Origin of the sequence: Pseudomonas sp. SWRI81, assembly GCF_014268545.1 — a bacterium.
Taxonomy (GTDB): Bacteria; Pseudomonadota; Gammaproteobacteria; order Pseudomonadales; family Pseudomonadaceae; genus Aquipseudomonas; species Aquipseudomonas hamedanensis.
In genome coordinates this window covers 15,116-38,972 of the sequence record NZ_JABWQS010000029.1, presented here as the reverse complement: position 1 = coordinate 38,972, position 23,857 = coordinate 15,116, and the positions used below count along the sequence as shown (strand labels likewise).

Below are 23,857 nucleotides of genomic sequence, written 5' to 3'. Positions count from 1 at the left end.
TCAAGCCTGACTTGGCAGCGGGGCGGTAGAGCAGGTGGCTGGAACAGGCACCTGTAACGCCGGGATCGAGGGTTCGAGCCCTGTCCGCTCCGCCAGTTACGAGAAGGCGCATCCTCGGATGCGCCTTTCTTCTATCCGGATTCTACCCACGCTCCACGGTTGCCTAAATTGAAGTTCAACCGTTTCTGGGGGACGCATGCTGCAGAATATCAGGGACAATTCACAAGGCTGGATTGCCAAGACCATTATCGGGGTCATCGTTGCACTGATGGCCCTGACCGGTTTCGACGCCATTTTCCAGGCCACGACTCACACCAACGAGGCGGCCAAGGTCAACGGTGAAGAAATCAGCCAGAACGAACTGAGTCAGGCCGTTGATATGCAACGCCGTCAGTTGATGCAACAGCTGGGCAAGGACTTTGATGCTTCCTTGCTCGATGAAAAAATGCTCCGCGAATCGGCGCTCAAAGGCCTGATCGATCGCAAGCTGCTGCTGCAAGGCGCTGAACAATCGAAATTCGCTTTCTCCGAAGCGGCGCTGGATCAGGTGATCCTGCAGACGCCTGAATTCCAGGTCGACGGCAAATTCAGTTCCGAGCGCTTCGATCAGGTGATCCGTCAACTGGGTTACAACCGCATGCAATTCCGCCAGATGCTGGCCCAGGAAATGCTGATCGGCCAACTGCGCGCCGGTGTCGCGGGCAGCGGTTTCGTGACCGATGCCGAAGTGCTGGCCTTCGCCCGTCTGGAAAAACAGACCCGCGATTTCGCCACCCTGACGGTCAAGGCTGATCCAGCGGCGGTCAAGCTGACCGACGATGAGGTCAAGGCTTACTACGACGAACACGCCAAGGAGTTCATGACCCCGGATCAGGTGATCATCGATTACCTCGAACTGAAGAAGTCTTCGTTCTTCGATCAGGTCGCGGTCAAGGATGAAGACCTGCAGGCGGCGTATCAGAAAGAGATCGCCAACCTGTCGGAACAGCGTCGTGCCGCTCACATCCTGATCGAAGTGAACGACAAGACCACCGAAGCGCAGGCCAAGGCGAAGATCGACGAAGTCCAGGCACGTCTGGCCAAGGGCGAGAAGTTCGAAGCGCTGGCCAAGGAGTTTTCGCAGGATCCGGGTTCGGCCAACAATGGCGGTGACCTCGGTTACGCCGGTCCTGGCGTCTACGATCCGGCGTTCGAAAAAGCGCTGTACTCGTTGTCGAAAGACCAGGTGTCGGAGCCGGTTCGTACCGATTTCGGTTATCACCTGATCAAGCTGCTGGGTGTGGAAGCACCTGAAGTGCCAACGCTGGCCAGCCTGAAAGACAAGCTGACCCGCGAGCTGAAAGCCGCGCAGGTCGAGCAGCGTTTCGTCGAGGCGACCAAACAACTGGAAGATTCGGCGTTCGAAGCGTCCGACCTGGCTCAGCCAGCCGCCGATTTGAAGCTTACCGTGCACACCTCCAAGCCGTTCGGCCGCGAGGGTGGCGAAGGGGTTGCTGCCAACCGCGCCGTGGTCACTGCTGCGTTCAGTCCTGAAGTCATCGATGAAGGCGCCAACAGCACCGCCATCGAGCTGGACCCGGAAACCGTGATCGTGCTGCGTGCCAAGGAACACCTCAAGCCTGCCCAGTTGCCATTGGAAAGCGTGAGCGCGGCCATCCGTGCGCAACTGACCAAGGAACACGCCAGCGCTGCGGCCAAGACCCGTGCCGAGAAGCTGATCGCTGATCTGCGCGACGGCAAGGCGCCACTGGACAAGGCGATTGATGGCCAGAGCTGGAAAGTCACCGAAGCGGCCACCCGTGGTCAGGAAGGTGTCGAGCCGGCTGTTCTGCAGGCCCTGTTCCGCATGCCGAAGCCGGCATCCAAGGACAAACCGACGTTCAGCAATGTCACGTTGCCGGACGGTAGCCTGATGATCGTGCGCCTCAATGGCGTTAACGAAGCGGCGGCGCCGACGGATGAAGAGAAGGCGCAGTACCGTCGCTTCCTCGCGTCCCGTGAAGGTCAGCAAGACTTTGCGGCGTATCGCAAGCAGTTGGAGAGCCAGGCGGACATCAAGCGGTACTGATGGCTGACTGAGTTGTCGCTGTAAAAAAAGCCCCAGGTCGATTGGCCTGGGGCTTTTTTTTGCTTTTCGTAGCGGCCGTCAGGGTGCTCGGTATAGGCCAACCGGAAAACTTACCCGGCAGCCGCAAACCCATGGTTGCGTGCGCTAAGCGTCGTATACAGCGTCACCCCCAGCAACCCCGTGACGATCCACGGAAATGCTCCCAGACCTGGGTCAGTCAGCAGCAGACCTCCCACCAGTCCCCCACCGGCAATTCCGACATTCCATAGCGTCACCAGCATCGATTGTGCAGTGTCGGCGGCATCCCCAGCGGCTTTTGCCGAGGCGGTTTGCAGCAGCGACGGCATCGCCCCAAACGCCAATCCCCATACAGCGGTCGCGAGGTAGATCACGCTCGGCGATTCGCGCCACACACCTAGCGCTATGGCCGACAGCAGGAAAAGCCCTGCACTGATCAGCACCATTTCGCGCAGCCAGCGATCTATCAGGTTGCCGACGATCCACAGGCTCAACACCGACGCCAGGCCGAACACCAGCAACACCCGATCGACCTTGGCAGCAAGACCGGACGGTTGCAGGAACGGGGCGATGTAGGTGTACAGCAGGTTATGCGCGACAACGTAGGTAAGGGTGACCAACAAGACGGATCGCACGCCCGGCAGGGTAAACACCTGACGCAATGGCAGGCGTTTTTCCTCACGTTCGCCGGCGAAGTCCGGCACTTGCCAACGTACCCAGATCACCAATATCACGGTCAACAGGGTCATGATCGCAAAGCTCAGCCGCCAGCCCACCAGCGTCCCGAGCAAGGTGCCGGCGGGAATGCCCAGCGACAACGCAATCGGTGCACCGAGCATGGCGACTGTAATGGCCCGGCCTTGCAGGTGTGGAGCAACCATGCGGCTTGCGTAGCCTGCCAGCAGGGCCCACAGCAATCCGGCAAATACACCGGCAATAAAGCGTGCGATCAGCGTCAGCCAGTACCACTGCGACAGCGCGGTGAGGCTGTTGGCAATGGCAAACCCAGCAATGGCGGCCAGCAACAACGGGCGGCGTCGCCAGCCGCGAGTGGCGATGGTCAGCGGAATCGCTGCCAGTATCGAGCCGATCGCGTACAGCGTGACCAACTGACCAATCAGTGCCTGAGAAACGTGCAGGCCGCTGCTCATTTGCGGTAACAGGCCCGCCGGCAAGGCTTCGGTCATGACCGTAATGAATCCCGCCATGGCCAGGGCCAGCAGTGCGGACAGGGGCAGGCGTGCGCCGGAGTCGATAGCGGGTGTCAGCGTGGTGCCACAGAGTTGTGTGTCGTTCATGACCGGCGTCCTTGTGCAGAGTTGACGAGGAGCACAGGGTAGGGCGCTGCACATCGGCGAAAAACAGGTTATGGTTCCGAACATATCGGACACGGATGTCGTCAATGGGGGTGAGGTGTGGATAGCCTGGGCAGTATTTCGGTGTTTGTCCAAGTCGCCGAGACGCGTAGTTTCACCGAGGCTGGCCGGCTGCAAGGGGTGTCATCGTCGGCGGTGGGTAAAAGCATTGCCCGACTTGAGGCGCGCCTGGGCGTGCGCCTGTTTCACCGCACTACTCGCAGCATCACGCTGACCAGTGAAGGCGCGCTGTTTTTGCAACGCTGTCGCAAGATTCTTGCAGAGGTCGAGGCCGCAGAATTGGAATTGTGCGACGCCGCAGCCCAGCCCCATGGCAAGTTGCGCATCAGCCTGCCGCAGGTGCATGGGCTGGTGATGCCGGTCCTGACCGACTTCATGGCGTTGTTCCCGCAGATAGAGCTTGATCTGGACTTGACCGATCGCATGGTCGATGTCGTCGAAGAAGGTTTCGACGCGGTGATCCGCACCGGTAAACCACGGGATTCGCGCTTGATGGCGAGGCCGCTGGGGGTGTTTCACATGGTGCTGGTGGCCAGCCCCGCTTATCTGCAGCAGCGCGGTGTGCCACAAACGCCCGCTGATCTGGCGACGCATGCCTGTCTTCGGCATACTTTTCACGCCACCGGCAAGCTCGAACCCTGGCCGCTGATACGCGAAGCAGACGCCGCCGAACCGCGGTTGCCGACCCGGCTGGTCAGCACCTCGATCGAAGCGGTGAGCCATGCGGCGCTGGCGGGCATGGGCATCGCCTGCCTGCCTGATTTCATGACCCGTGAAGCCGAGGCGCAAGGCCAGTTGTGTCGAGTGCTGGGCGCGCACCTGCAGCATGTCGGGCAGTTCTGGGTTCTGTGGCCGTCCAGTCGCCATGCCACCGCGAAATTACGGGTGTTCATCGATCATCTGGCGTTGCGACTTTTCCCTGCAACCCAGGGCCGATAGAGTTGTAACTGTTTCAAGACACTAATCCATACGCCGCGGGGCGAAGATCTGTTGCACAATACGTCCCGCACTGTTTTTCCTCAGGATGTTCAATGTTGATTTCCACTCCCATGCGTGTTGTCGGATTGGCGCTGTTGTTGACTGCTGTTGCCGGCTGTTCGAAAGACAAGCCGATGTATGAGCATGAGAACTTCGATGATTCCGGCACCTTTTCGCGCAACTACCCGGTGACCGACGCGGTGAGTTGCGAGGCGGCGCGTCGTGCGTTGCTCAGTCAGGGCTACATCATCACCAGTAGCGACCCGAAGCTGGTCAGTGGCCACAAGAGTTTCCAGCAAACCGGCGACACCCACATGGAGATCAGCTTCAATGTGGTCTGCGCCGATGACGGCAGCAGCGGGCACCATGCCACGATGTTCGCCAACGCCCTGCAGGACCGTTACGCGCTGAAGAAAACCAACAACTCGGCCAGCCTCGGCGTGGGTGTGCTGGGGTCGGTGTCGATGCCGATCGGCTCGTCCGACGATTCGATGGTCAAAGTCGCCAGCGAGACCGTGACGTCGCAGAAGTTCTATGAGCGTTTCTTCACGCTGGTGGAATTGTTCCTGCCGGCGGATGCGAAGAAGGCAGCGCACATCGAAGAGAAACCCAAGGCCGACCTGGGCGTGCCCGAGGTGAAGGCGGCGCCGGCACCACTGGCGCCAACGCCAACGCCAACGCCAACGCCAACCTCAACGCCGGCGCCTGAGCCTGCCGCGACACCCGCGCCTGCTGCAGAACCGACGCCCGCACCCGTCGAGACCGCGCCAGTGTCCTCGGAACCGGTCGCTCCGCCTGCAGAAGCCGCGCCGATCACCCCGGCGCCGAGCGCGGAACCCGCTCCGACGACCGAAACCATCACGCCCCCGGCCAACCCGGACATCCCGCCGCCGTCCGAGCCGATTCCGGCGATGCCTGCTTCGGGCCAATAAAACAGCTGCACCTCAACCCCTGTGGGAGCGAGCCTGCTCGCGAATGCGCCGGTACATTCAGCACGATGTGACTGAAAGACCGCCTTCGCGAGCAAGCTCGCTCCCACAGTTTTTTTGCCGCCGCTTAAATCTGGTTACATTCGCGCGACGATAATCCCGCGATAAATTCCTGACCCACTGCTACGTTTATTCATGAAGGCCGGGTTTCACTTTTCCTTCACACGAGCGCGTTAGGCTCGAGGCACTGGGCATTGGCTCAGGCCCATTCAAGAGAGCAGCAGGGGGATTACGCGATGGATGAATATCAAGAAGAGCTGCTCGAATACCAGGCGTACGAACTGGACCAACCAGAGCCCGCCGACGACGCCACCGAGCTCTAGCCTTCGCTTGCAGCTTGCAGCTTGCAGCGGCTCCTAAGCTGTCTTGCGGTGACTGCGGCGAAATTCGCCGGGCGTCTGACCGCTCCAGCGTTTGAAGGCGCGCTGGAACGCTTCGGCTGAGGCGAAACCCAGCAGGTAAGCGATCTCGCCGAACGCCAGTTCGGTGTCGCGGATGTAAGTCATCGCCAGGTCGCGGCGAGTGTCGTTGAGGATCGCGCGAAACTGCGTGCCTTCCTCGGCCAGTTTGCGCCGTAACGTCCAGGTCGGCAGCTTCAGGCGTGCCGCGACTTCTTCCAGCTCCGGCTCCCGTCCACCGTTGAGCAACGGCCCCAATAGCTGGATGATGCGTTCGCGCAGGCTGCGGGTTCGCGTCAATTGCTCCAGTTCGCGTTCGCACAGGTGCAACAGGTGTCGCCAGGTACTTGGACAATGCTCGGGATTGCGCCGTGCAAGGCTGTCCAGGCTCAGGCGCAACTGATTGCCGTCCGCGCCGAACTGGATCGGGCAATCGCCCAGCATGTGATAAGCCTCGCGGTAGTCCGGCTCGGCGAATTCGATCTCGATGCGTTCGGCGCGCAGCGGTTCGTGGCAGACGCTGGAGAGTTGATGCAGCCACCCGGAGACGATCGAGTCCACCACAAAGCGGTTGTAGGCGTTATAAGGGCTGATCGAATAAAAGCGCAACCACGCGCCGTTGGCGTCTTCGTGAAAGCTCGACTGGCCTCGATAGTTGGAACCGTAGAGCGCCTCGAAGCGGATCAGGCAACGGGCGGCTTCGCGCACGGTCGGCGCTTGCGCGGCGGTGACACCGGCCAGTCCGGCCTGGCTCAGGCGACTGAGCCGGCCCATGCGCAAGCCCAGCGCCGAATCGCCGGTCAGCTGAATCGCCGCATGGCCCAGGCGCATGTAGCGTGGGATTGACAAGCGCGCCCCGGCCTCGGCCAGGCGCGCGGGGTCCAGGCCGTATTGTTCCAGCAGCGGCTGCGGATCGAGCGCATGACTGCGTACCGCGTCAGCGAGGCTGTGGACAAAGCCTACCGACAGATCCCCGAGGCGCATCGGCAGCGGCTTCATGGCCTTACAACCAGATATTCAACATGCGCGCGCCACGGGCCTCGCCATCGGCGAATTGCTGTCCGTTGCTGCTGATAAAGCTTTGGCCGGCGCCGGAGGTATTCCAGAATTGTCCGCGCATGAACACGCTGACACCGGCAATCGCGCGGCTGCTCGGCGGTTGTGCGGTCAAGGTCAGTCGACGCCAGGCCTCGCCTTCGCTGACTTCACCGGGTTTGAGGCTGACCGATTTCGGCGTACTCGACCCCTTGTAGCCGCGCCAAGGCTGGTTCCAGGCGTCCTGGCCGAACACCTGCGCCGGCACTGCGACCAACTGCGCGCCTTGCGCGTCGAGTCGACGGTAGTTGTCCGGGTACCAGCTGTCGCTGCCAATCAGTACGCCGAGACGTCCGGCCGGCGTATCAACCACGCCGATCAGGTGCTTGTCGGCGCCTTCGATCACCTCGCGCTGATCGAACACTGGATGCATCTGCCGTTGCGGCTGGCCGAGCGGCACGCCATCGCGGCCGAATACCACGCTGCTGTTGTACAGCGCACCGCTGCCGGGCTTGAGCTGACCGTCACGGATGCTCGGTTCCGGCAGCACGATCGAGCCGGCCACCAGTGTCACGCCAAACTCTTTGGCCAGCCCGCCGAACAGCGCCTGGTAATCCTTGGCCATCGCTGTGGATTTCATCCGCAGGTGCGCGTCGTTGAGCCGGTCGCTGCCCTTGGCGCTGAGCCAGGCGCGGGCAAACAGCAAGGGGTTGCTTGCCGCCAGCCAGTTCATCGCCTCGGTCACGGTCGAGGCCTGATACAACTCGTCTTTTTCGCCGCTGATCATCAACCAGGTGCCGACGTTTTCCGGCAGCACGACCACGGTCTTTTCATTCAACAGGCCTTGATCCTGCGCTTGCTGAAAATACGCTGCGAGTTTGCGGTGCAGACGCTCGGGGCTTTGGTAGTCGGTGGGAAACAGTTCGGGCTGGATGCCCAGCAGATTGCCGCGGTCGGCGCGCGCGCCCTGGTCGAGCGCCAGTTTGATGCGCAGGTCCGACAGGTAATGGCCCGCCGGCCGGTCTGCCGCCCACATGGCGTAGGTGGTCAGGGCGGCGACGATGGCCATGGAAAAAAACAGGTACAGAAGTTTGCGCATGAAATCCAACAACAGCCGGGTACAGGGTGTGCCGACTAGGGTAGGGCGCGCGCTTGCGCTTGCCAAGGGGTGTTGCGCATTTGGATCATTAACTTGTCAGTTACGGTCATTGAGTGACAGCAGTGCGACTCTTAGTCTGTCGCACATGCCTGACGGGGGACGTAGACCTCCCGCACCTTTTCCGTGATCGCTCGTTGTGGAGTTACCGATGACCGCCGCTCATTACCCGCACCTGTTGGCCCCGTTGGACCTGGGATTCACCACGCTGCGCAACCGCACCCTGATGGGCTCGATGCACACCGGTCTGGAAGAAAAACCTGGCGGCTTCGAGCGCATGGCGGCGTACTTCGCTGAACGTGCCCGTGGCGGCGTGGGCCTGATGGTCACCGGCGGCATCGGCCCGAACGACGAGGGCGGCGTGTACTCCGGCGCAGCCAAACTGACCACTGAAGAGGAAGCGCTCAAGCACCGCATCGTTACCCGCGCCGTGCACGAAGCGGGCGGCAAGATCTGCATGCAGATTCTCCACGCCGGGCGCTATGCCTACAGTCCCAAGCAAGTAGCGCCAAGCGCAATTCAGGCGCCGATCAACCCGTTCAAGCCTAAAGAGCTGGACGAGGAAGGCATCGAGAAGCAGATCAGCGATTTTGTCACCTGCTCGGTACTGGCGCAGTCCGCGGAGTACGACGGCGTCGAAATCATGGGCTCGGAAGGTTATTTCATTAACCAGTTCCTCGCGGCGCACACCAACCACCGCACCGACCGTTGGGGTGGCAGCTACGAAAACCGCATGCGCCTGCCGGTGGAAATCGTCCGCCGTGTGCGTGAAGCCGTTGGCCCGAACTTCATCATTATTTTCCGTTTGTCGATGCTCGACCTGGTTGAGGGCGGCAGCAGCTGGGACGAGATCGTTACGCTGGCCAAAGCCATCGAGCAGGCCGGTGCGACCATTATCAACACCGGTATCGGCTGGCACGAAGCGCGAATTCCGACCATCGCCACCAAAGTGCCGCGTGCGGCGTTCAGCAAGGTCACGGCCAAATTGCGCGGCTCGGTGAGCATTCCGCTGATCACCACCAACCGCATCAATACACCGGAAATTGCCGAGCAGATTCTCGCCGAAGGCGATGCCGACATGGTGTCGATGGCGCGGCCGTTCCTCGCCGATCCGGACTTCGTCAACAAGGCCGCTGAAGGTCGAGCCGACGAAATCAACACCTGCATCGGTTGCAACCAGGCGTGCCTGGACCACACGTTCGGCGGCAAGCTCACCAGTTGCCTGGTCAACCCGCGCGCCTGCCATGAAACCGAGCTCAATTATCTGCCGGTGCAGCAGATCAAGAAGATCGCCGTGGTGGGCGCCGGCCCGGCCGGTTTGTCCGCAGCGACCGTGGCCGCAGAACGCGGCCATCAGGTCACGCTGTTCGATTCGGCCAGCGAAATCGGCGGGCAGTTCAACATCGCCAAGCGCGTGCCGGGCAAGGAAGAGTTTTTCGAGACCCTGCGTTACTTCAAGCGCAAGCTGCAAACCACAAACGTCGAGGTGTGCCTGAACACCCGCGTCGACGTGGCGAAACTGGTCGAGGGCAGCTATGACGAAATCATTCTTGCCACCGGTATCGCCCCGCGCGTACCGGCTATTCCCGGGGTCGAGAATGCCAAGGTGCTGAGCTATCTGGACGTGATCCTTGAGCGCAAGCCGGTGGGCAAGCGTGTTGCGGTGATTGGCGCTGGCGGCATCGGTTTCGACGTCTCGGAGTTTCTCGTCCATCAAGGCGTGGCCACCAGCCAGGATCGCGCCGCGTTCTGGAAAGAGTGGGGCATCGATACGCAACTGCAAGCCCGTGGCGGTGTGGCCGGGATCAAAGCGGCACCGCATGCACCGGCGCGCGAAGTGTTCCTGTTGCAGCGCAAGAAAACCAAGGTCGGCGACGGCCTGGGCAAAACCACCGGCTGGATTCACCGGACCGGTCTGAAGAACAAGCAGGTGCAGATGCTCAACAGCGTTGAATACCTGAGCATTGACGATCAGGGCCTGCACATTCGCATTGGCGAAACCGGCGAGCCGCAGCTGCTGGCGGTTGACAATATCGTGATTTGCGCAGGCCAGGATCCGCTGCGTGAACTGCACGAGGGTCTGGTTGCGGCGGGGCAGAATGTGCACTTGATCGGCGGCGCGGATGTCGCGGCGGAGCTGGATGCCAAGCGCGCGATCAATCAGGGTTCGCGGCTCGCCGCAGAACTTTGATTTCGCAGGCCTAGCGTGCCAATGGCTATCGCGAGCAGGCTCACTCCTACAGGTGAACGCATTTCAAATGTAGGAGTGAGCCTGCTCGCGATGGCTGTCCATGAATGGCTAGAATGCCGGCTCTGTCCCGATCGTATGGCCGCCCATGCTTTTGCCTTCCTCCGGCTGGCTACCCCAAGCCTCCCTCCAATACCTTCATCTCGACTGGCTGACCACTGCCGGCATTGAAGTTGCGGTCCTGCGCCTTGATCAAATCGATCCGCTGATCAGCGGCAACAAGTGGTTCAAACTCGTCGAGCACCTTAAAGCCGCTGACCGTGCCGGCGCCGAAGGCATCATCAGCCTCGGCGGGGCGCATTCCAATCACCTGCATGCGCTGGCGGCGGCGGGCAAGCGGCTGGGTTTCAAGACAGTGGGGCTGCTGCGCGGACGTCCACAGGACACAGCGACGGTGCAGGATCTGCAAGCGTTCGGCATGCAGTTGCATTGGCTGGGTTACGCTGGCTACCGCGCGCGGCACCAACCGGGTTTCTGGATTCCGTGGCTGACGCAATATCCGAACGTGTATGCCGTGCCCGAGGGCGGTGGTGGCCTGGCCGGCGCACTCGGTTGCGCCGCGATCAAACAGCAGGTCGATGCGCAGTTGGCGAGCCTGGGCTGGGAGGATTTCGACGCGTGGTGGCTGGCGTGTGGCACCGGCACGACGTTGGCCGGGCTGGCGCTTGCCGACAATGGCAAGCGGTCGCTGTATGGCGCGTTGGCGGTGCCGGACGATCACGGAGTGGCGCCGAACATCGAGTCGATCTTCGCGCAAGCCAACGACCCCGCGGCGAACTATCAACTGATCGACGCCAGCCGTGGCGGTTTCGCCAAGGTTGACGAGGCATTGCTGACCTTCATTGAGCAGACCGAGCAGGCCAGCGGTGTTCCCTTGGAACCGCTGTACACCGGCAAGGCCTTGCTGGCGCTCAAGCAACACGTCGAAGCGGGCGGATTCGCCGGCGGCACGCGTCTGGTCTTCATCCACACGGGCGGCCTGCAAGGGCGACGCGGATTTGCCACGACGCCCTGAGCTCAGCCGCGCTTTGGCATCATCCGCAGCAGCGTGTTATCGCGCACCACGTAATGATGGTAAATCCCCGCCAGCGCATGCAGGCCGATCAGCCAGTAACCGAGCGTGGCAATCAGCACATGCCAGCCTTCGACCTGCTTGGCGAACGCCTTGTCTTCACCGACCAGCAGCGGCAAGTCGAAACCGTAAAACATGACTTGATGGCCCTCGGCGCTGGTGATCAGCCAGCCAAGAATGGGCATGCACAGCATGAACAGATACAACGCCCAATGCATCAGCCGCGCCACCACGGTTTGCCAGGCGGGCGAAGCGGGGAAGATTTTCGGCGCCGAGCCGAGGCTGCGCGCGAGCAGACGAAACCACACCAGCACGAACACGGTGAGACCGAGCAGATAGTGCATCTCGCGAATCAGCGCACGGCCGCCGCTGCCCTTGGGAAAAAACCCGCGCAATTCCATGCTGGCGTACACCAGCACCAACAACACCAGCATCAGCCAGTGCAACAACACCGACACGGTGCTGTAGCGAGATTCGGAGCTTGTCCACGGCATACGGAGTGTCCTCGCGATCAGAGTGCAATCAGGCCGATATCACGGCACTCGTTTCACTGTAAACCTGCCGCGATGTTTTTGCCTGGAGTACGTGAGGTTTTTTGCAGCGAAGAACAATATTCAGTATCCGTTTTTATGTTGTTATTTGTTGAAAGTTTCTGCGGCAAGTTAACCTGTCTGGCGTAACTTGATGTTGTTTATATTCTGTGATTCCTTTTGATTTGATTAGTTTGTTTGGGGTGATTAATGTCTGCTCGGATCTTTAGTTTAAAGATTTAAAGTATGTTTACGTAATTTGAGAATAATATGAAAAGTCCAATTCCGAAGCCTCGTCCCTCTACCACGACGCCAAAGCCGGTGGCACCGACCAAACCAGTTGTGCCGACCAAACCGGTGGCACCGACCAGACCAGTGGCGCCAACCAAGCCGGTGGCACCGACCAGACCAGTGGCGCCAACCAAGCCGGTGGCACCGACCAGGCCAGTGGCGCCAACCAAGCCGGTGGCACCGACCAGGCCAGTGGCGCCAACCAAGCCGGTGGCACCGACCAGACCAGTGGCGCCAACCAAGCCGGTGGCACCGACCACGCCAGTGGCGCCAACCAAACCGGTGGCACCGATCAGACCAGTGGCGCCAACCAAACCCGTGGCACCGACAGCTCCGACTACGCCGGCCGCCAACAAGCGCCCGCCAATGCCATGGCCGACGCTCAATATCAATGTCGATCCGGTGGCGTTGATCGCGCTGATCCAGACTTTCGGTGCGACCGCCAACGTCGATGGTTCGACCACACTGCCTGACGGTAGCGTCGTTGATGCCGGACAAACGTCGGTCAAACGTCCCGACGGCATCATCCAACATGCAGACGGCAGGGTAGAGTATCCGGACGGGCGGATCATCTGGCCGGATAATACCGTTGAATATCCGGATGGCCGTATTGTTTGGGAAGATGGAACTGAACAGTTGCCGGATGGCAGTGTTAAACATCCCGATGGAGTGGCTTACGATGCAGCGGGCGATCTTGTGTCGCAGTGAATAATTACCGAGCGTTGTCCTGGTTTTGAACAAAAAGAAAACACCGCTGATTATCATTGATCAGCGGTGTTTGTTTTTCAGCCTCAAGTGTTCTGCGGCATCTCACCGTTGGCCAGACGCCGGTTGATGTCGGCAATCACCTCAGGTAAATCGCTGATGGTGTCGATCATGTAATGCGGGCGAGCGTCTGCAAACTGGGCATGGATGCGCTTGCGCTCGCTGGTCAGTTTATCGCTGCCCAGTGCGCGAAAGGCTTCGTAGTCCAGACCCAGCGCATTGCCGGAACAGATCAGCGCGACCGTCCACATGCCGGCACGGCGACCTTCGAGAATGCCTGGCACGGTGTCGTCGATCTTCACGCAAGCGCCGACATCGTCGATGCCCAGCGCAATCACGTTGGCCAGGGCCTGCGCCGGCCATGGACGGCCGTTCGGTACTTCATCAGTGGCGACCACGTGGTCCGCGACGTAGCCGTTGCGGGCGGCCAGTTCGACGACTTTGTCCATCACCGGCTTCGGATAACCGGAGCAGGAGCCGATCTTGATCCCTTGCTGACGCAGGTGCGCGATGGTGTCCAGCGCGCCCGGAATCAGCGCCGAATGCTCAGCGATCTTTTCGATCTGCAGTGGCATGAAACGGTTGTAGATGGCGGTGACGTCGTCGTCGCTCGGCGTGCGGCCGAACACTTTGCGGTAACGCTCGGCGACTTGTGGCTGATCGCACAGGGTACGAATGTGATCCCACTTGCCCATGCCCATCGGCCCGCGAGCTTCATCAATGGAAACCTGCACGTCGAACTCGGCGAAGGCTTCGACAAAAATCTGCGTTGGCGCAAAAGAGCCGAAATCGACCACGGTGCCGGCCCAGTCGAGGATGGCGGCTTGCAGCTTGCTTGGGTTGGTGTAGTTCATGGCAGTCACATTCCTGAGTTGGCAATAAAATTCGGTGTAGGAGCGGGCTTGCTCGCGAAGGCGGTATGTCAGTCGCCATCCATGTTGAATGCGCGACCGCATTTGCGAGCAAGCCCGCTCCCACAGGGGTAGGGCTTCAGATTTCCAGCACTTCCATCTCGCGCAGCACGTCGCCCACCGCGGCGACGGCCTGGCGCATCTCGTCAGGGCTGACATGGCCAATGCAGCCGACGCGGAACGTCTCGACCTGGGTGAGTTTGCCGGGGTAGAGGATGTAACCCTTGGCCTTGACCCGTTCGTAGAATTCCTTGAACTGATAACGCGGATCATGCGGTGCATGAAATGTGGCGATGATCGGCGCCTGAATCGCCGCCGGCAGAAAGCTGCGCAAGCCGAGTTTGCCCATTTCTTCCATCAATGCCTGACAGTTGGCGGCGTAGCGCGCATGCCGCGCCGGCAGGCCCCCTTCTTCGTGGTACTGCAGCAGCGCTTCATGCAGGGCTGCGACCACGTGGGTCGGCGGGGTGAAGCGCCATTGTCCGGTTTTCATCATGTAGGCGTGCTGGTCGTACAGGTCCATTGCCAGCGAGTGCGAGTTTCCAGCCGCTGCGGCCAGCGAGTCTTTGCGCGCGAACACGAAGCCCATCCCCGGCACGCCCTCCAGGCATTTGCCGGACGCGGCGATCAGCGCGTCGAACGGTATTTTTTGCGCATCCACCGGCAGTGCGCCGAAGGAACTCATGGCGTCGATGATCAGGCGTTTGCCGTGTTGCGCAACGACTTGGGCAATTTCCGCCAGCGGATTGAGAATGCCGGTGCTGGTTTCGCAGTGGATCAGCGCAACGTGAGTGACGTCCGCGTCGGCGCGCAGCAGGCGATCGACGTCAGCGGCGGTGGTGGGTTCGTCTTCAGCGGTTTCGAAGGTGCTGAACGAGCGGCCGAGCACTTCGCAGATTTTCGCCAGACGCTTGCCATACGCACCGTTGATCAGCACCAGCACTTTGCCGTCGCGCGGCACCAGCGTACCGATGGCCGCTTCGACGGCGAAGGTGCCGCTGCCCTGCAACGGCACGCAGTGATGGCTGGCGGCGCCGTTGAGAATCGCTAAAAGTTGCTCACATAGGCTGGCGGTCAGTTGATTGAAGCGGTCATCCCACGAGCCCCAGTCAACCATCATCGCCTGGCGGGTGCGGGCCGACGTGGTCAACGGGCCGGGAGTGAGCAGAATTGGAGCGGCGGTACTCATTCTTGTGTCCTCGCGAAAGCGCTGTGGGATGAAGCTACGGGGCATACGTTGCAATTCGCCGTGTCATCAATCAAATTGTTTGTTGTTATGCCAGCCATCAGTGAGGGTTATTCATGAACCTGTTTCAGCTGCGCGCCTTCGACGCCGTGGCCCGGGAAGGCAGCTTCACCCGCGCCGCCGCGCGGTTGTTTATCAGTCAGCCGGCGGTCACCGGGCACATCAAGGCGCTGGAAGAGCATTACCAGATCACCCTGCTGCGCCGCACCGCGCGACGGGTGGAGCTGACCGAGGAGGGCACCAAACTGGCAGCGATCACCCGGGCCATGTTCGGTCTGGCGGAAGAGGCGCAGGCCCTGCTGGAAGCCAATCGCCAATTGCTGACCGGCCGCCTGGAAGTCGCGGCAGACGGCCCGCACATGGTCATGCCGATGCTCGCCAGCCTGCGCGCGCGTTATCCGGGGATCACGGTGAATCTGCGCCTGGGCAATGCCCAGGAAACACTGGCAGCGCTGCTCTCGGAACATGCCGATGTGGCCGTGCTGACGCAGGTCGAGCCACGCAAAGGCCTGCATCTGCAAGCGCTCAGCGAGTCGCGGATCTGCGCCCTGGTGCCGGCGGCGCATCCTTGGGCGACGCGTTGCGCTGAGGTGCAACTCAAGGAGCTGGATCAGGTGATCATGGTGCTGCGCGAGCCGAGTTCGATCACCCGTCGCACGTTCGACGAGGCCTGCGCCCAGGCCTCGATTCATCCCCGGGTGTTGCTGGAACTGGACAGTCGCGAGGCCGTCACCGAAGCAGTGGCGGCTGAGTTGGGTGTCGGAGTGGTGTCTTCGGTGGAAGTCAGCCACGACCCGCGCGTGGTGGCGATTGCGCTTGCCGGGGACGGGCTGGTGAACCGGCACATGATTGGCTGCATGGAGCGGCGGCGCGAGTTGCGCTTGATTCAGGCATTTTTTGACCTGGCCCCTGACTGAAGACCGAGGCGACTTATTCGCGAGCAGGCTCGCTCGCCCATTTGACGGTGGGAGCGAGCCTGCTCGCGAAGGGGCCGATGCTGCCTACACGAGACTTTCGCGCACCATATCGAGAAACGTCGCCACCACTCGCCGCGAACTCTGCTCGCGCAAGCACACCAGCGTCTCGGTCAGGCGCCGGGTGCAATCGGTGATCGGCAGGGCGCAGACCCGCGAGTCGGCGCCAAACTCCGCGGCGGAAACCACGCCGACGCCGATCCCCACGACCACCGCCTCGCGCGCCGCCTCCCGGCCTTCAACCTCGATTGCCGGGCGAATGCGAAACCCGGCGCGCGCCATTTCTTCCTCCAGCGTCTGTCGCGTCACCGAACCGTGTTCACGCAATACCAAAGGTGTGTCATCCAGATCTGCCAGACAGATCGAGGCGCGATCGGCCCACGGGTGGTTGCGTGAAACAAACGCGACCATCGGGTCGTTACGCAGCGCCACGCACAGCAATCGCTCATCGCTGACATCACGCCCAAGCAGCGCCAGATCGGCCTGATAATTGAACAGGCGAAACAGCGATTCATCGGTGTTGCCGGTCTCGATCTTCACGCTGATTCCCGGATAGCGCTCGCAAAAACGCGCAATCTGCGGCAGCACGTGCACCGGCGCATCCACCGCCAGGATCAGGCTGCCGGTTTGCAGCGCCTGGGATTCCTGCAACAGCTCCTGAGCTTCGGCTTCGATCACAAACAGACGCTGGGTGATCGCCAGCAGCCGCTCGCCGAGGTCGGTCAGGCGCACCGAGCGTTTATTGCGGTGAAACAGCAACACGCCGAAGCGTTCTTCGAGTTTGCGCACTTGGTCGGAAATCGCCGGTTGCGTCAGGTAAAGGCGCTCGGCCGCGCGGGTGAAGCTTCCATGCACGGCCACGGCGTGGAAGGCTTTGAGTTGGGCGTGGGAAACGGACATGGCGACTCCGGATGACGAGCGCAGCTCCACTTAGTAACAAGCTGAGCTTATGTGTGAAATACGATAAATCGATTTTATTTATTAAACAGTAATTGCTTTGATCGGCTCACGCCACCGCTGACTGTCCGTTCGGGCAGCAGCGTTGGCCCATGAGCCTGGGCGTGCAACAACAGGACTCATCTGACCGCTATCGGCGCAGGGACGCGCTGGTATCGCAGTGCTCAACAATAAAAAACACAGGCGTTTTTCTTAACGATTCTGCCGGCACACTCACACCCTGAGGTCAGAACCACCATGAACAAGCACATCGGCACCCTTGCGCGTTGGCGCGTGCAGATTTTCGCTGTCACCTGGCTCGCATACGCCGCTTTCTATTTCACCCGCAAAGCGTTTTCGGTGGCCAAGTTGGGCATCGCCGAAGACCCGGGCTTCATGCTCGACAAGATGACCATGGCCAATCTCGACGCGATTTATCTGGCGTCTTATGCCATCGGCCAATTCACCTGGGGCATGCTCGCCGACCGCTTCGGCCCCCGGGTTGTGGTGCTCGGTGGCTTGCTGATTTCTGCCGCCGCGGCGCTGGTGATGGGCAGTTTCGCCACGCTGCCGATCTTTGCCACCTGTATGTTGATTCAGGGGTTGGCGCAATCGACGGGATGGTCGGGGTTGTGCAAAAACCTGGGCAGCTTCTTCCCGGCGCAGCAACGTGGGCGCGTACTCGGGTTATGGAGTTCGTGCTACGCCTTCGGCGGGCTGGTGGCGTCGCCCTTCGCCGGCTGGTGGGCGTACACGCTGATCGGCAGCTGGCATGCCGCTTTCATTTCCAGCGCGGCGGTGGTCGCGGTCGTCGCGGTGCTGTTCTTTATCTTCCAGCGCAACAAACCCGAAGACGTCGGCTTGCCGGCGGTGGAGCCGGAGCCGCTACTCACGGCTGAAGAAACCACCGCCAACAGCAAACTCAGCGTTTGGGAGCCGTTGAAGGAAATCCTGCGCAACCGCACGGTGCTGGTGCTCGGCCTTGCGTACTTCATGTTGAAACCGGCGCGTTACGCGATCCTGTTGTGGGGCCCGGTGATTGTCTTTGAGCAGATGCCCAGTGTCGGCAAGGTCGGCGCAGCGATCATCCCCACCGCGTTCGAACTGGCCGGATTGCTCGGACCGATACTGATCGGTCTGGCCTCCGACAAACTGTTCGGCGCCCGCCGCATGCCGGCCTGCGTGCTGAGCCTGCTGGCGCTGACCGTGACCCTGGCGCTGTTCATGGCGGCGTTGCAAAGCGGCAGCGTGTTGCTGGTGGTGCTGTTGCTGTTTGTCATGGGCCTGACCCTTTACGGTCCGGATTCGATGATCAGCGGTGCCGCCGCCATCGACTTCGGCAAAGCCAAGGCTGGCGCCACGGCTGCCGGTTTCGTCAATGGCTGTGGTTCGGTCGGGGCGGTGCTGGGCGGATTGTTGCCTGGTTATTTCGATTCGGTGACCGTGTTCATCGTGTTCGCCGGCTGTGCACTGTTCTCGGCGTTGGTGCTGATTCCGCACTGGAACAGTCGCCCGGTCGGCGTCATGGAGCCGCGTGCCGCCATTCCCAATGGCCCGCTGACGATCAAACCGCTGCGTTCCTGAACCCCTTGCCCGGCGGCCTGCTGCGGTGTGTGGCAGGCCGTGGCGCGGCCAACTGACTGGAGAAACCCCATGAGACCGTTCTGGCTGGAGCAGGCCTTGCTGGCTGACCGTAGCGAAACCTGTCCACCGCTACAGGGCGACGTGCGTACCGATGTGTGCATTGTCGGTGGCGGGTACACCGGGCTGTGGACCGCGATCATGCTCAAGCAGCAAAACTCCGAACTCGACGTGCGGCTGATCGAGGCCGATATCTGCGGTGCAGGCGCCAGTGGGCGTAACGGTGGTTGCGCGCTGTCGTGGTCGGCGAAGTATTTCACCCTTGAGCGCTTGTTCGGCGTCGCGGAAGCTGTACGCCTGGTGCAAGAGTCGGAGCGCAGCATCCATGCCATCGGCGCGTTTTGCGAGCATTACGGCGTCGATGCCGAGTACCGTCTCGACGGCACTTTGTACACCGCCACCAACCGCGCACAAGTCGGTTCGACGGACGCGGTGATTGCGGCGCTGGAGCGCAACGGCATCAACTCCTTCAGCCAGCGTCCGCTGGCCGATGTGCAGCGCATGGCCGGTTCGCAAAAGCACCTGGAGGGCTGGTTTTCGCCCGCAGCGGCCAGTGTGCAACCGGGCAAACTGGTGCGTGGCCTGCGCCGCGTCGCGCTGCAGTTGGGCGTGAAAATCCACGAGCAGTCGGCGATGACTGGCCTGGAGGAGGGCCGCCCGGCGCGCATCCAGACGCCGAACGGCAACGTGATAGCCGACCGCGTGGTGCTGGCGATGAATGCGTGGATGGCTCGCGCCTTCCCACAATTCGAGCGCAGCGTGGCGATCGTTTCCAGCGACATGCTGATCACCGAGCCACGTCCGGACCTGTTGCAGCAGATCGGCTTGACCAGTGGCGTCACTGTGCTGGACTCACGGATTTTCGTGCACTACTACCACAACACCGCGGACGGTCGGATCATGCTCGGCAAGGGCGGCAATACCTTCGCTTATGGCGGTCGCCTGTCGCCGGTATTCGACCAGCCGTCACCGTATGCCGGGTTGCTCAAGCGCAGCCTCGACGACTTCTTTCCGGCATTCTCCGAGGTCAAGGTCGACGCGACCTGGAACGGTCCATCGGATCGCTCGGTCACTGGTTTGCCGTTTTTCGGCCAGATGAGCCGTAGCGGCAATGTGTTTTACGGCTTCGGCTATTCAGGCAGCGGGGTCGGCCCCTGTCACATGGGCGGGCAGATTCTCGCGTCACTGGTGCAAGGGCTGGATAACCCGTGGACGCGTTCGCCGCTGGTCAACGGTCCGTTGGGCTACTTCCCGCCAGAGCCGATCCGCTATCTGGGTTCGCTGCTGGTGCGCAACGCCATTCGCCGCAAGGAGCGCGCCGAAGACCATGGCCGCCGACCACGGCATCTGGACGTGCGGCTGGCGAAGTTTGCCGCGGCCGCGGGCAAGGCCGACAAAGGCTGAGCGCCCCCTGGTTACTGTTCGCTGCCATTGAGCAGCCAGTCGAGCAGCAGACTGCTGTCTTCAGCGGACGGTGGTTCGCGCGGCGGCAGCTTGCGCGAGTGACCGAGCAATATGATCGGCCGGTCCGGATCGCCGTCGAGGAAACTGACCCACACCTCGCTACCGGCGCCGGGCAATTCGTCCGCCGCAATACGCCCGTTGACCCGCGTCATGGCGATGGGCAGCCAAACCGCATCGCTATCATCAGCGTGCGCCTCGGTCTGCGGCCACAGTTGCACGGCGATACGCCCTTGCGCGTCGAGTTGCGCCGGCTGTCCTGACGCGCCGAGCACGCGCGCCAGGTGATAGCCGACCACGCTGGGGCGTGGTTGCTGCAGCGGCGGGCGGAAGTCGCTTGACCAGGGTTGAGCGCTAAAGTCGTTGTGATAGCGCTGCACCACGCAGGTCGGGTCAAGAATCGACGGCGATTGCCCCTGATGGCGCACCGAGGTGATCCGCCAATGCTCGTTGAAGTGGCTGATCGGGTGTTCGGTGACCATCAGCAAGCCTGCGCTACGCAACGCACAGCAGTCGCTGCGGCCCTCGATGGAGCGCAACTGACAACGCTGTCGTTGCAGATGACGACGGCTGCGCTGTTCGAGGTGAGATTGTTCAGGCGAAGGCCTCAAGGGCGCCGGATCCGCGGCCATCTGATTGGCTGCGTCTTGATAGGCCGCTCGCTGCCCGCGGTCACGCACCCGCGGCAGCGCAGCCACGGGGGCGGCGTGATGCTGCTGATACAACGCGCTGACACAGGGCGACGGCGTCTGCTCATCGGCCTTGAATGCCAGCGGTAGGGGTTCTTGCGGCAGGCTCAGGCTGTCATCGGCAAACACCACGACATGTCCGGCAGGGCCGTGTTCGAAGTGATAGTGAATGCCTTCTTCTTCGCACAAGCGTTGGATCAACGCGAGATCGCTTTCCTCGTACTGGACGCAAAACGGACGTGGCGGGTACTGGCCCACGCTCATTTCGATACGGTAGCCGTCGCCCGGCAGGGCGTTTTCCGCCATCAAACGCTGCAGGATCTGCGGCACGCTGAGTTGGGTGAACACGCGCCGTTTACTCCCTTGCGCCAATCTTTGCAGGTGCGGCACCAGACTCAGGCGATAGCCGACACGATGCGTGCCGCGATGCTCGCAACTGGCACTGGCGATCAGACCGTGAATGCCATGGTGCGCACTGAGGTGCAAAAAGGCCGGCTGGTGCAACAGCGTGCCGGGCGCAATCGCCGGGGCGACGCCGATCAACCGCAGGTCAAAGCGATACGGCTGGTTGAGCGCTTCTTCACCGCGAAAGCGCAACACCGGCAGGCGCAATCCGCTGTCGGTCAGGGTGAGGGTGAAGGGACTTTCCTTGTCATTGAGCATCGAGCGGGCTCTGTCAGGCGATTCGGGCCACAGAGGGTACGAAACCGCCGGGCCGAATGGTCATGTCAAAGCGGTTTTTCAGAAGAGTCCTACGGGGTTTGGTGAAGATGTCGATTCGGCCCCGGCATTTTCTGGTCGATTGCCGACTTTAGGCCGTATAAACTTGCGCCACGCGTCGGCCAATAGATGTCTCGGCGCCACAGATCAAGAGAGTGAGTAATGGGCGCACAGTGGAAGGTTAAACACAAAGAAGCGGCAGCCAACGCCAAGGGCAAGATCTTCGGCAAGCTGGTGAAGGAAATCACCATCGCGGCCCGCAACGGTGCCGATACCGCCACCAACGCGCATTTGCGTCTGGTGGTCGAACAGGCCAAGAAAGCCTCGATGCCAAAAGAAACCCTGGACCGCGCGATCAAGAAAGGCGCTGGTCTTCTGGGCGAGACCGTGCAATACCATCGCGTCACCTACGAAGGTTTTGCCCCGCATCAGGTGCCGCTGATCGTCGAGTGCGTGACCGACAACATCAACCGCACCGTGGCGGAAATCCGTGTGGCCTTCCGCAAGGGCCAGCTCGGCGCTTCCGGTTCGGTGGCCTGGATGTTCAACCACGTCGGCATGATCGAAGCCTCGCCGGACACCCCTGACGCCGATCCGGAAATGGCCGCGATCGAAGCCGGCGCCCAGGATTTCGAACCGGGTGAAGAGGGCGCAACGCTGTTCCTGACCGATCCAACCGACCTCGACGCCGTGCAGAAAGCATTGCCGGAGCAGGGCTTCACGGTGTTGTCGGCGAAACTGGGCTACCAGCCGAAGAATCCGGTCAGCGGCCTGAGCGACGAGCAAATGGCAGAAGTCGAAGCGTTCCTCGAAGGCCTCGACAACCATGACGATGTGCAGGACATGTTTGTCGGTCTGGCGGGCTGATCTGTTTCGCCAGTAAGCACTTCTTCGCGAGCAGGCTCGCTTCCACATTGGAAGGTATTTCAACTGTGGGAGCGAGCCTGCTCGCGAATGACCGCGCAGCGGTCACAGACTCTCTAACACCTCGCTGATTTCGCTGAAACCCGGCCGCTCCAGCACATCCGCCTGACAGCAGCGCCGCTCCAGTTCCTCCAGCGCCACACGCCGCTCGACACTGAGCCCCGCGTCGATGCGCGCCAGCAATTCCCCCAGCAGTACACCGAACGCGCGCACTTCAAGGCGTTGCAAGGCACGGCTTTGCGGGCTGTCTGCGGTGGCGTGAAACGACGCCGCACCAAAATCCCCAAGCAGGCAATCGCCCTGATCGTTGATCAAAATGTTGTGCCCGTAGAGATCGCCGTGGGTGATGCCTTGCGCGTGCAAGTGTCCCGCTGCCGAGGCGATGCCCTTGGCAATGCGCAAGGCGACGCCGGTGTTCAAGCGCAGGTCGTCAGCGTAAACATCGCGCGAACAAGACGCGAGGCTGGGCAGTCCGGCGAGGTTGCGATAACTCGGATCAATCAGCTGCATCACCAGCCCTTGCTGCCCATCGGGATGGCCGACGATGCGCCCTTCGACCCGGATCAGGTTCGGGTGCCGACCTGCGGTGATGCAGGCGTTCATCTCGTGCAGCGGCGAGCCGTCACTGGTCATTTGGCCTTTGTAGAGTTTCACCGCCACCGGGACTGAAACGCCATCACCGCGCTGCCACTGCGCCCGGGAAATCACCCCGGACGCGCCTTCGCCCAACTGTTGTTCGAGGCGCAACGCCGCCCAGTCGATGCGCGGTGTGGCTTCAAGGGCGGCGGCGTCAGCTTCGGTTTCCAGCGGATTACCGGCGTAGGCCAGCCACGTCAGGCTCGGTAGGGTCAGCAGCCAGTGCGGCAGCTCCGTGAGGCGGTTGGCCGCAACGCGGATCAGTTCCAGACGCTGGCAATGACTCAGCGACGAGGGCAGCGCTTGTAGGCGGTTTCCCGAGAGCATCAGTTTTTGCAAGTGAGGCCGTTCACCGAGTTCGCTCGGCAGGGTCTCGATGCAGTTATCGGTCAGGATCAGCCAGCGCAGCAGCGGGGGCAGGGCGGCTGCGGGAACGTTGACGATGCGGTTGGCCTTGAAGCCGATCATCGTCAGCGCCGTACACCGGCCCAGGCACGCGGGCAGTTCGGTGAACAGGTTGTCCGAGCAGAACAGCACGCGCAGGCGAGTCAGTCGATGCAGGTCATCCGGCAGGCGATCCAGGGCGTTGCCGCTGAGGTTGAGCACCTCCAGCGTGTCAGCCAGATCGAAAATCTCGCGCGGGAATTCGGTCAGACCGCCGGACAGATCCAGCCGCGTAATGCCTGACAGCTCGCCGGCGCGCAATTGAGCAAGGGTGTGCATGTTGAGGTTCGCTATTGATCAGTGGAACGGCGCCTGGGCGCTGAAAGTGGGCGACATGATAACGGCAAAGCG

Annotated in this window: 20 protein-coding genes; 10 read left to right on the top strand and 10 right to left on the bottom strand. The window is 61.6% G+C overall.

Annotation, left to right across the window (positions count from 1 at the left end; translation table 11 throughout):
* The first annotated feature begins 196 nt into the window (after positions 1-196).
* Positions 197-2,068, top strand: a complete 1,872-nt coding sequence (locus tag HU765_RS18035; protein WP_186622076.1) for a SurA N-terminal domain-containing protein — start codon at positions 197-199, stop codon at positions 2,066-2,068.
* Positions 2,069-2,178: 110 nt separating this feature from the next.
* On the opposite strand, the gene HU765_RS18030 is transcribed toward HU765_RS18035, so the two are convergent.
* On the bottom strand, positions 2,179-3,384 hold the full coding sequence (locus HU765_RS18030) for an MFS transporter (protein WP_186622074.1): 1,206 nt from the start codon (positions 3,382-3,384) through the stop codon (positions 2,179-2,181).
* A gap of 117 nt (positions 3,385-3,501) precedes the next feature.
* Here HU765_RS18030 and HU765_RS18025 point away from each other — a divergent pair, with 117 nt between their 5' ends.
* On the top strand, positions 3,502-4,401 hold the full coding sequence (locus HU765_RS18025; RefSeq protein WP_186622072.1) for a LysR substrate-binding domain-containing protein: 900 nt from the start codon (positions 3,502-3,504) through the stop codon (positions 4,399-4,401).
* Positions 4,402-4,493: 92 nt separating this feature from the next.
* Positions 4,494-5,372, top strand: a complete 879-nt coding sequence (locus HU765_RS18020) for a DUF2242 domain-containing protein (RefSeq protein WP_186622070.1) — start codon at positions 4,494-4,496, stop codon at positions 5,370-5,372.
* A 413-nt stretch (positions 5,373-5,785) separates the two neighbouring features.
* Here HU765_RS18020 and HU765_RS18015 read toward each other — a convergent pair whose 3' ends face one another.
* Both HU765_RS18015 and HU765_RS18010 read right to left on the bottom strand, forming a co-directional pair.
* Positions 5,786-6,826 (bottom strand): AraC family transcriptional regulator, encoded by a 1,041-nt coding sequence (locus HU765_RS18015; RefSeq protein WP_186622069.1) that lies wholly within the window; start codon positions 6,824-6,826, stop codon positions 5,786-5,788.
* 4 nt (positions 6,827-6,830) lie between these two features.
* Positions 6,831-7,961 (bottom strand): carbon-nitrogen hydrolase family protein, encoded by a 1,131-nt coding sequence (locus HU765_RS18010; protein WP_186622068.1) that lies wholly within the window; start codon positions 7,959-7,961, stop codon positions 6,831-6,833.
* A gap of 208 nt (positions 7,962-8,169) precedes the next feature.
* Here HU765_RS18010 and HU765_RS18005 point away from each other — a divergent pair, with 208 nt between their 5' ends.
* Positions 8,170-10,209, top strand: a complete 2,040-nt coding sequence (locus HU765_RS18005; RefSeq protein WP_186622067.1) for an NADPH-dependent 2,4-dienoyl-CoA reductase — start codon at positions 8,170-8,172, stop codon at positions 10,207-10,209.
* Positions 10,210-10,354: 145 nt separating this feature from the next.
* Entirely contained in the window at positions 10,355-11,281 is a 927-nt protein-coding gene (locus HU765_RS18000) for a pyridoxal-phosphate dependent enzyme (RefSeq protein WP_186622066.1), read from the top strand.
* 2 nt (positions 11,282-11,283) lie between these two features.
* On the opposite strand, the gene HU765_RS17995 is transcribed toward HU765_RS18000, so the two are convergent.
* Together HU765_RS17995 and HU765_RS26875 are read right to left on the bottom strand one after the other, a co-directional pair.
* Positions 11,284-11,832 carry a cytochrome b gene (locus HU765_RS17995; RefSeq protein WP_186622065.1) on the bottom strand — a complete coding sequence of 183 codons (549 nt, stop codon included), beginning with the start codon at positions 11,830-11,832 and terminating at the stop codon, positions 11,284-11,286.
* 275 nt (positions 11,833-12,107) lie between these two features.
* Positions 12,108-12,545: a hypothetical protein gene (locus tag HU765_RS26875; protein ID WP_272974407.1), complete on the bottom strand. Its 438-nt coding sequence runs from the start codon at positions 12,543-12,545 to the stop codon at positions 12,108-12,110.
* Here HU765_RS26875 and HU765_RS26870 point away from each other — a divergent pair.
* Positions 12,526-12,867 carry a hypothetical protein gene (locus tag HU765_RS26870; RefSeq protein ID WP_238344723.1) on the top strand — a complete coding sequence of 114 codons (342 nt, stop codon included), beginning with the start codon at positions 12,526-12,528 and terminating at the stop codon, positions 12,865-12,867. The genes HU765_RS26875 and HU765_RS26870 overlap by 20 nt on opposite strands.
* An 83-nt stretch (positions 12,868-12,950) precedes the next feature.
* Here HU765_RS26870 and phnX read toward each other — a convergent pair whose 3' ends face one another.
* Positions 12,951-13,778, bottom strand: coding sequence for a phosphonoacetaldehyde hydrolase (phnX, locus tag HU765_RS17985; RefSeq protein ID WP_186622063.1), 828 nt, complete (start codon positions 13,776-13,778; stop codon positions 12,951-12,953).
* A 136-nt stretch (positions 13,779-13,914) separates the two neighbouring features.
* The gene (locus HU765_RS17980; protein WP_186622062.1) at positions 13,915-15,024 is read right to left on the bottom strand and encodes a 2-aminoethylphosphonate--pyruvate transaminase; all 1,110 of its coding nucleotides are present in this window, start codon (positions 15,022-15,024) and stop codon (positions 13,915-13,917) included.
* A gap of 113 nt (positions 15,025-15,137) precedes the next feature.
* Between HU765_RS17980 and HU765_RS17975 the strand changes: the two genes are divergently transcribed.
* Positions 15,138-15,998 (top strand): LysR substrate-binding domain-containing protein, encoded by an 861-nt coding sequence (locus HU765_RS17975; protein WP_186549855.1) that lies wholly within the window; start codon positions 15,138-15,140, stop codon positions 15,996-15,998.
* Positions 15,999-16,082: 84 nt separating this feature from the next.
* Here HU765_RS17975 and HU765_RS17970 read toward each other — a convergent pair whose 3' ends face one another.
* Positions 16,083-16,955, bottom strand: a complete 873-nt coding sequence (locus HU765_RS17970) for a LysR family transcriptional regulator (protein WP_186622060.1) — start codon at positions 16,953-16,955, stop codon at positions 16,083-16,085.
* A gap of 294 nt (positions 16,956-17,249) precedes the next feature.
* Here HU765_RS17970 and HU765_RS17965 point away from each other — a divergent pair, with 294 nt between their 5' ends.
* Together HU765_RS17965 and HU765_RS17960 are read left to right on the top strand one after the other, a co-directional pair.
* Positions 17,250-18,575, top strand: coding sequence for an MFS transporter (locus HU765_RS17965; RefSeq protein WP_186622058.1), 1,326 nt, complete (start codon positions 17,250-17,252; stop codon positions 18,573-18,575).
* 69 nt (positions 18,576-18,644) lie between these two features.
* On the top strand, positions 18,645-20,036 hold the full coding sequence (locus HU765_RS17960) for an FAD-dependent oxidoreductase (protein ID WP_186622056.1): 1,392 nt from the start codon (positions 18,645-18,647) through the stop codon (positions 20,034-20,036).
* Positions 20,037-20,047: 11 nt separating this feature from the next.
* Here HU765_RS17960 and tssI read toward each other — a convergent pair whose 3' ends face one another.
* Positions 20,048-21,445, bottom strand: coding sequence for a type VI secretion system tip protein TssI/VgrG (gene tssI, locus HU765_RS17955; protein ID WP_186622053.1), 1,398 nt, complete (start codon positions 21,443-21,445; stop codon positions 20,048-20,050).
* Positions 21,446-21,664: 219 nt separating this feature from the next.
* Here tssI and HU765_RS17950 point away from each other — a divergent pair, with 219 nt between their 5' ends.
* A complete protein-coding gene (locus HU765_RS17950; protein ID WP_039763362.1) occupies positions 21,665-22,369 on the top strand; it encodes a YebC/PmpR family DNA-binding transcriptional regulator in 705 nt (234 codons plus the stop codon).
* Positions 22,370-22,471: 102 nt separating this feature from the next.
* Here the strand turns inward: HU765_RS17950 and HU765_RS17945 are convergent, their stop codons facing one another.
* A complete protein-coding gene (locus HU765_RS17945; protein WP_186622051.1) occupies positions 22,472-23,785 on the bottom strand; it encodes a leucine-rich repeat-containing protein kinase family protein in 1,314 nt (437 codons plus the stop codon).
* Positions 23,786-23,857 lie beyond the last annotated feature (72 nt).

What these genes read in the sequence shown, in the direction of transcription:
- HU765_RS18035 (WP_186622076.1), top strand. Translation starts at nt 197, where the DNA reads ATGCTGCAGAATATCAGGGACAATTCACAAGGCTGGATTGCCAAGACC.
- HU765_RS18030 (WP_186622074.1), bottom strand. Translation starts at nt 3,384, where the DNA reads ATGAACGACACACAACTCTGTGGCACCACGCTGACACCCGCTATCGAC.
- HU765_RS18020 (WP_186622070.1), top strand. Translation starts at nt 4,494, where the DNA reads ATGTTGATTTCCACTCCCATGCGTGTTGTCGGATTGGCGCTGTTGTTG.
- HU765_RS18015 (WP_186622069.1), bottom strand. Translation starts at nt 6,826, where the DNA reads ATGAAGCCGCTGCCGATGCGCCTCGGGGATCTGTCGGTAGGCTTTGTC.
- HU765_RS18010 (WP_186622068.1), bottom strand. Translation starts at nt 7,961, where the DNA reads ATGCGCAAACTTCTGTACCTGTTTTTTTCCATGGCCATCGTCGCCGCC.
- HU765_RS18005 (WP_186622067.1), top strand. Translation starts at nt 8,170, where the DNA reads ATGACCGCCGCTCATTACCCGCACCTGTTGGCCCCGTTGGACCTGGGA.
- HU765_RS18000 (WP_186622066.1), top strand. Translation starts at nt 10,355, where the DNA reads ATGCTTTTGCCTTCCTCCGGCTGGCTACCCCAAGCCTCCCTCCAATAC.
- HU765_RS17995 (WP_186622065.1), bottom strand. Translation starts at nt 11,832, where the DNA reads ATGCCGTGGACAAGCTCCGAATCTCGCTACAGCACCGTGTCGGTGTTG.
- HU765_RS26870 (WP_238344723.1), top strand. Translation starts at nt 12,526, where the DNA reads ATGCCATGGCCGACGCTCAATATCAATGTCGATCCGGTGGCGTTGATC.
- phnX (WP_186622063.1), bottom strand. Translation starts at nt 13,778, where the DNA reads ATGAACTACACCAACCCAAGCAAGCTGCAAGCCGCCATCCTCGACTGG.
- HU765_RS17980 (WP_186622062.1), bottom strand. Translation starts at nt 15,024, where the DNA reads ATGAGTACCGCCGCTCCAATTCTGCTCACTCCCGGCCCGTTGACCACG.
- HU765_RS17975 (WP_186549855.1), top strand. Translation starts at nt 15,138, where the DNA reads ATGAACCTGTTTCAGCTGCGCGCCTTCGACGCCGTGGCCCGGGAAGGC.
- HU765_RS17970 (WP_186622060.1), bottom strand. Translation starts at nt 16,955, where the DNA reads ATGTCCGTTTCCCACGCCCAACTCAAAGCCTTCCACGCCGTGGCCGTG.
- HU765_RS17965 (WP_186622058.1), top strand. Translation starts at nt 17,250, where the DNA reads ATGAACAAGCACATCGGCACCCTTGCGCGTTGGCGCGTGCAGATTTTC.
- HU765_RS17960 (WP_186622056.1), top strand. Translation starts at nt 18,645, where the DNA reads ATGAGACCGTTCTGGCTGGAGCAGGCCTTGCTGGCTGACCGTAGCGAA.
- tssI (WP_186622053.1), bottom strand. Translation starts at nt 21,445, where the DNA reads ATGCTCAATGACAAGGAAAGTCCCTTCACCCTCACCCTGACCGACAGC.
- HU765_RS17950 (WP_039763362.1), top strand. Translation starts at nt 21,665, where the DNA reads ATGGGCGCACAGTGGAAGGTTAAACACAAAGAAGCGGCAGCCAACGCC.
- HU765_RS17945 (WP_186622051.1), bottom strand. Translation starts at nt 23,785, where the DNA reads ATGCACACCCTTGCTCAATTGCGCGCCGGCGAGCTGTCAGGCATTACG.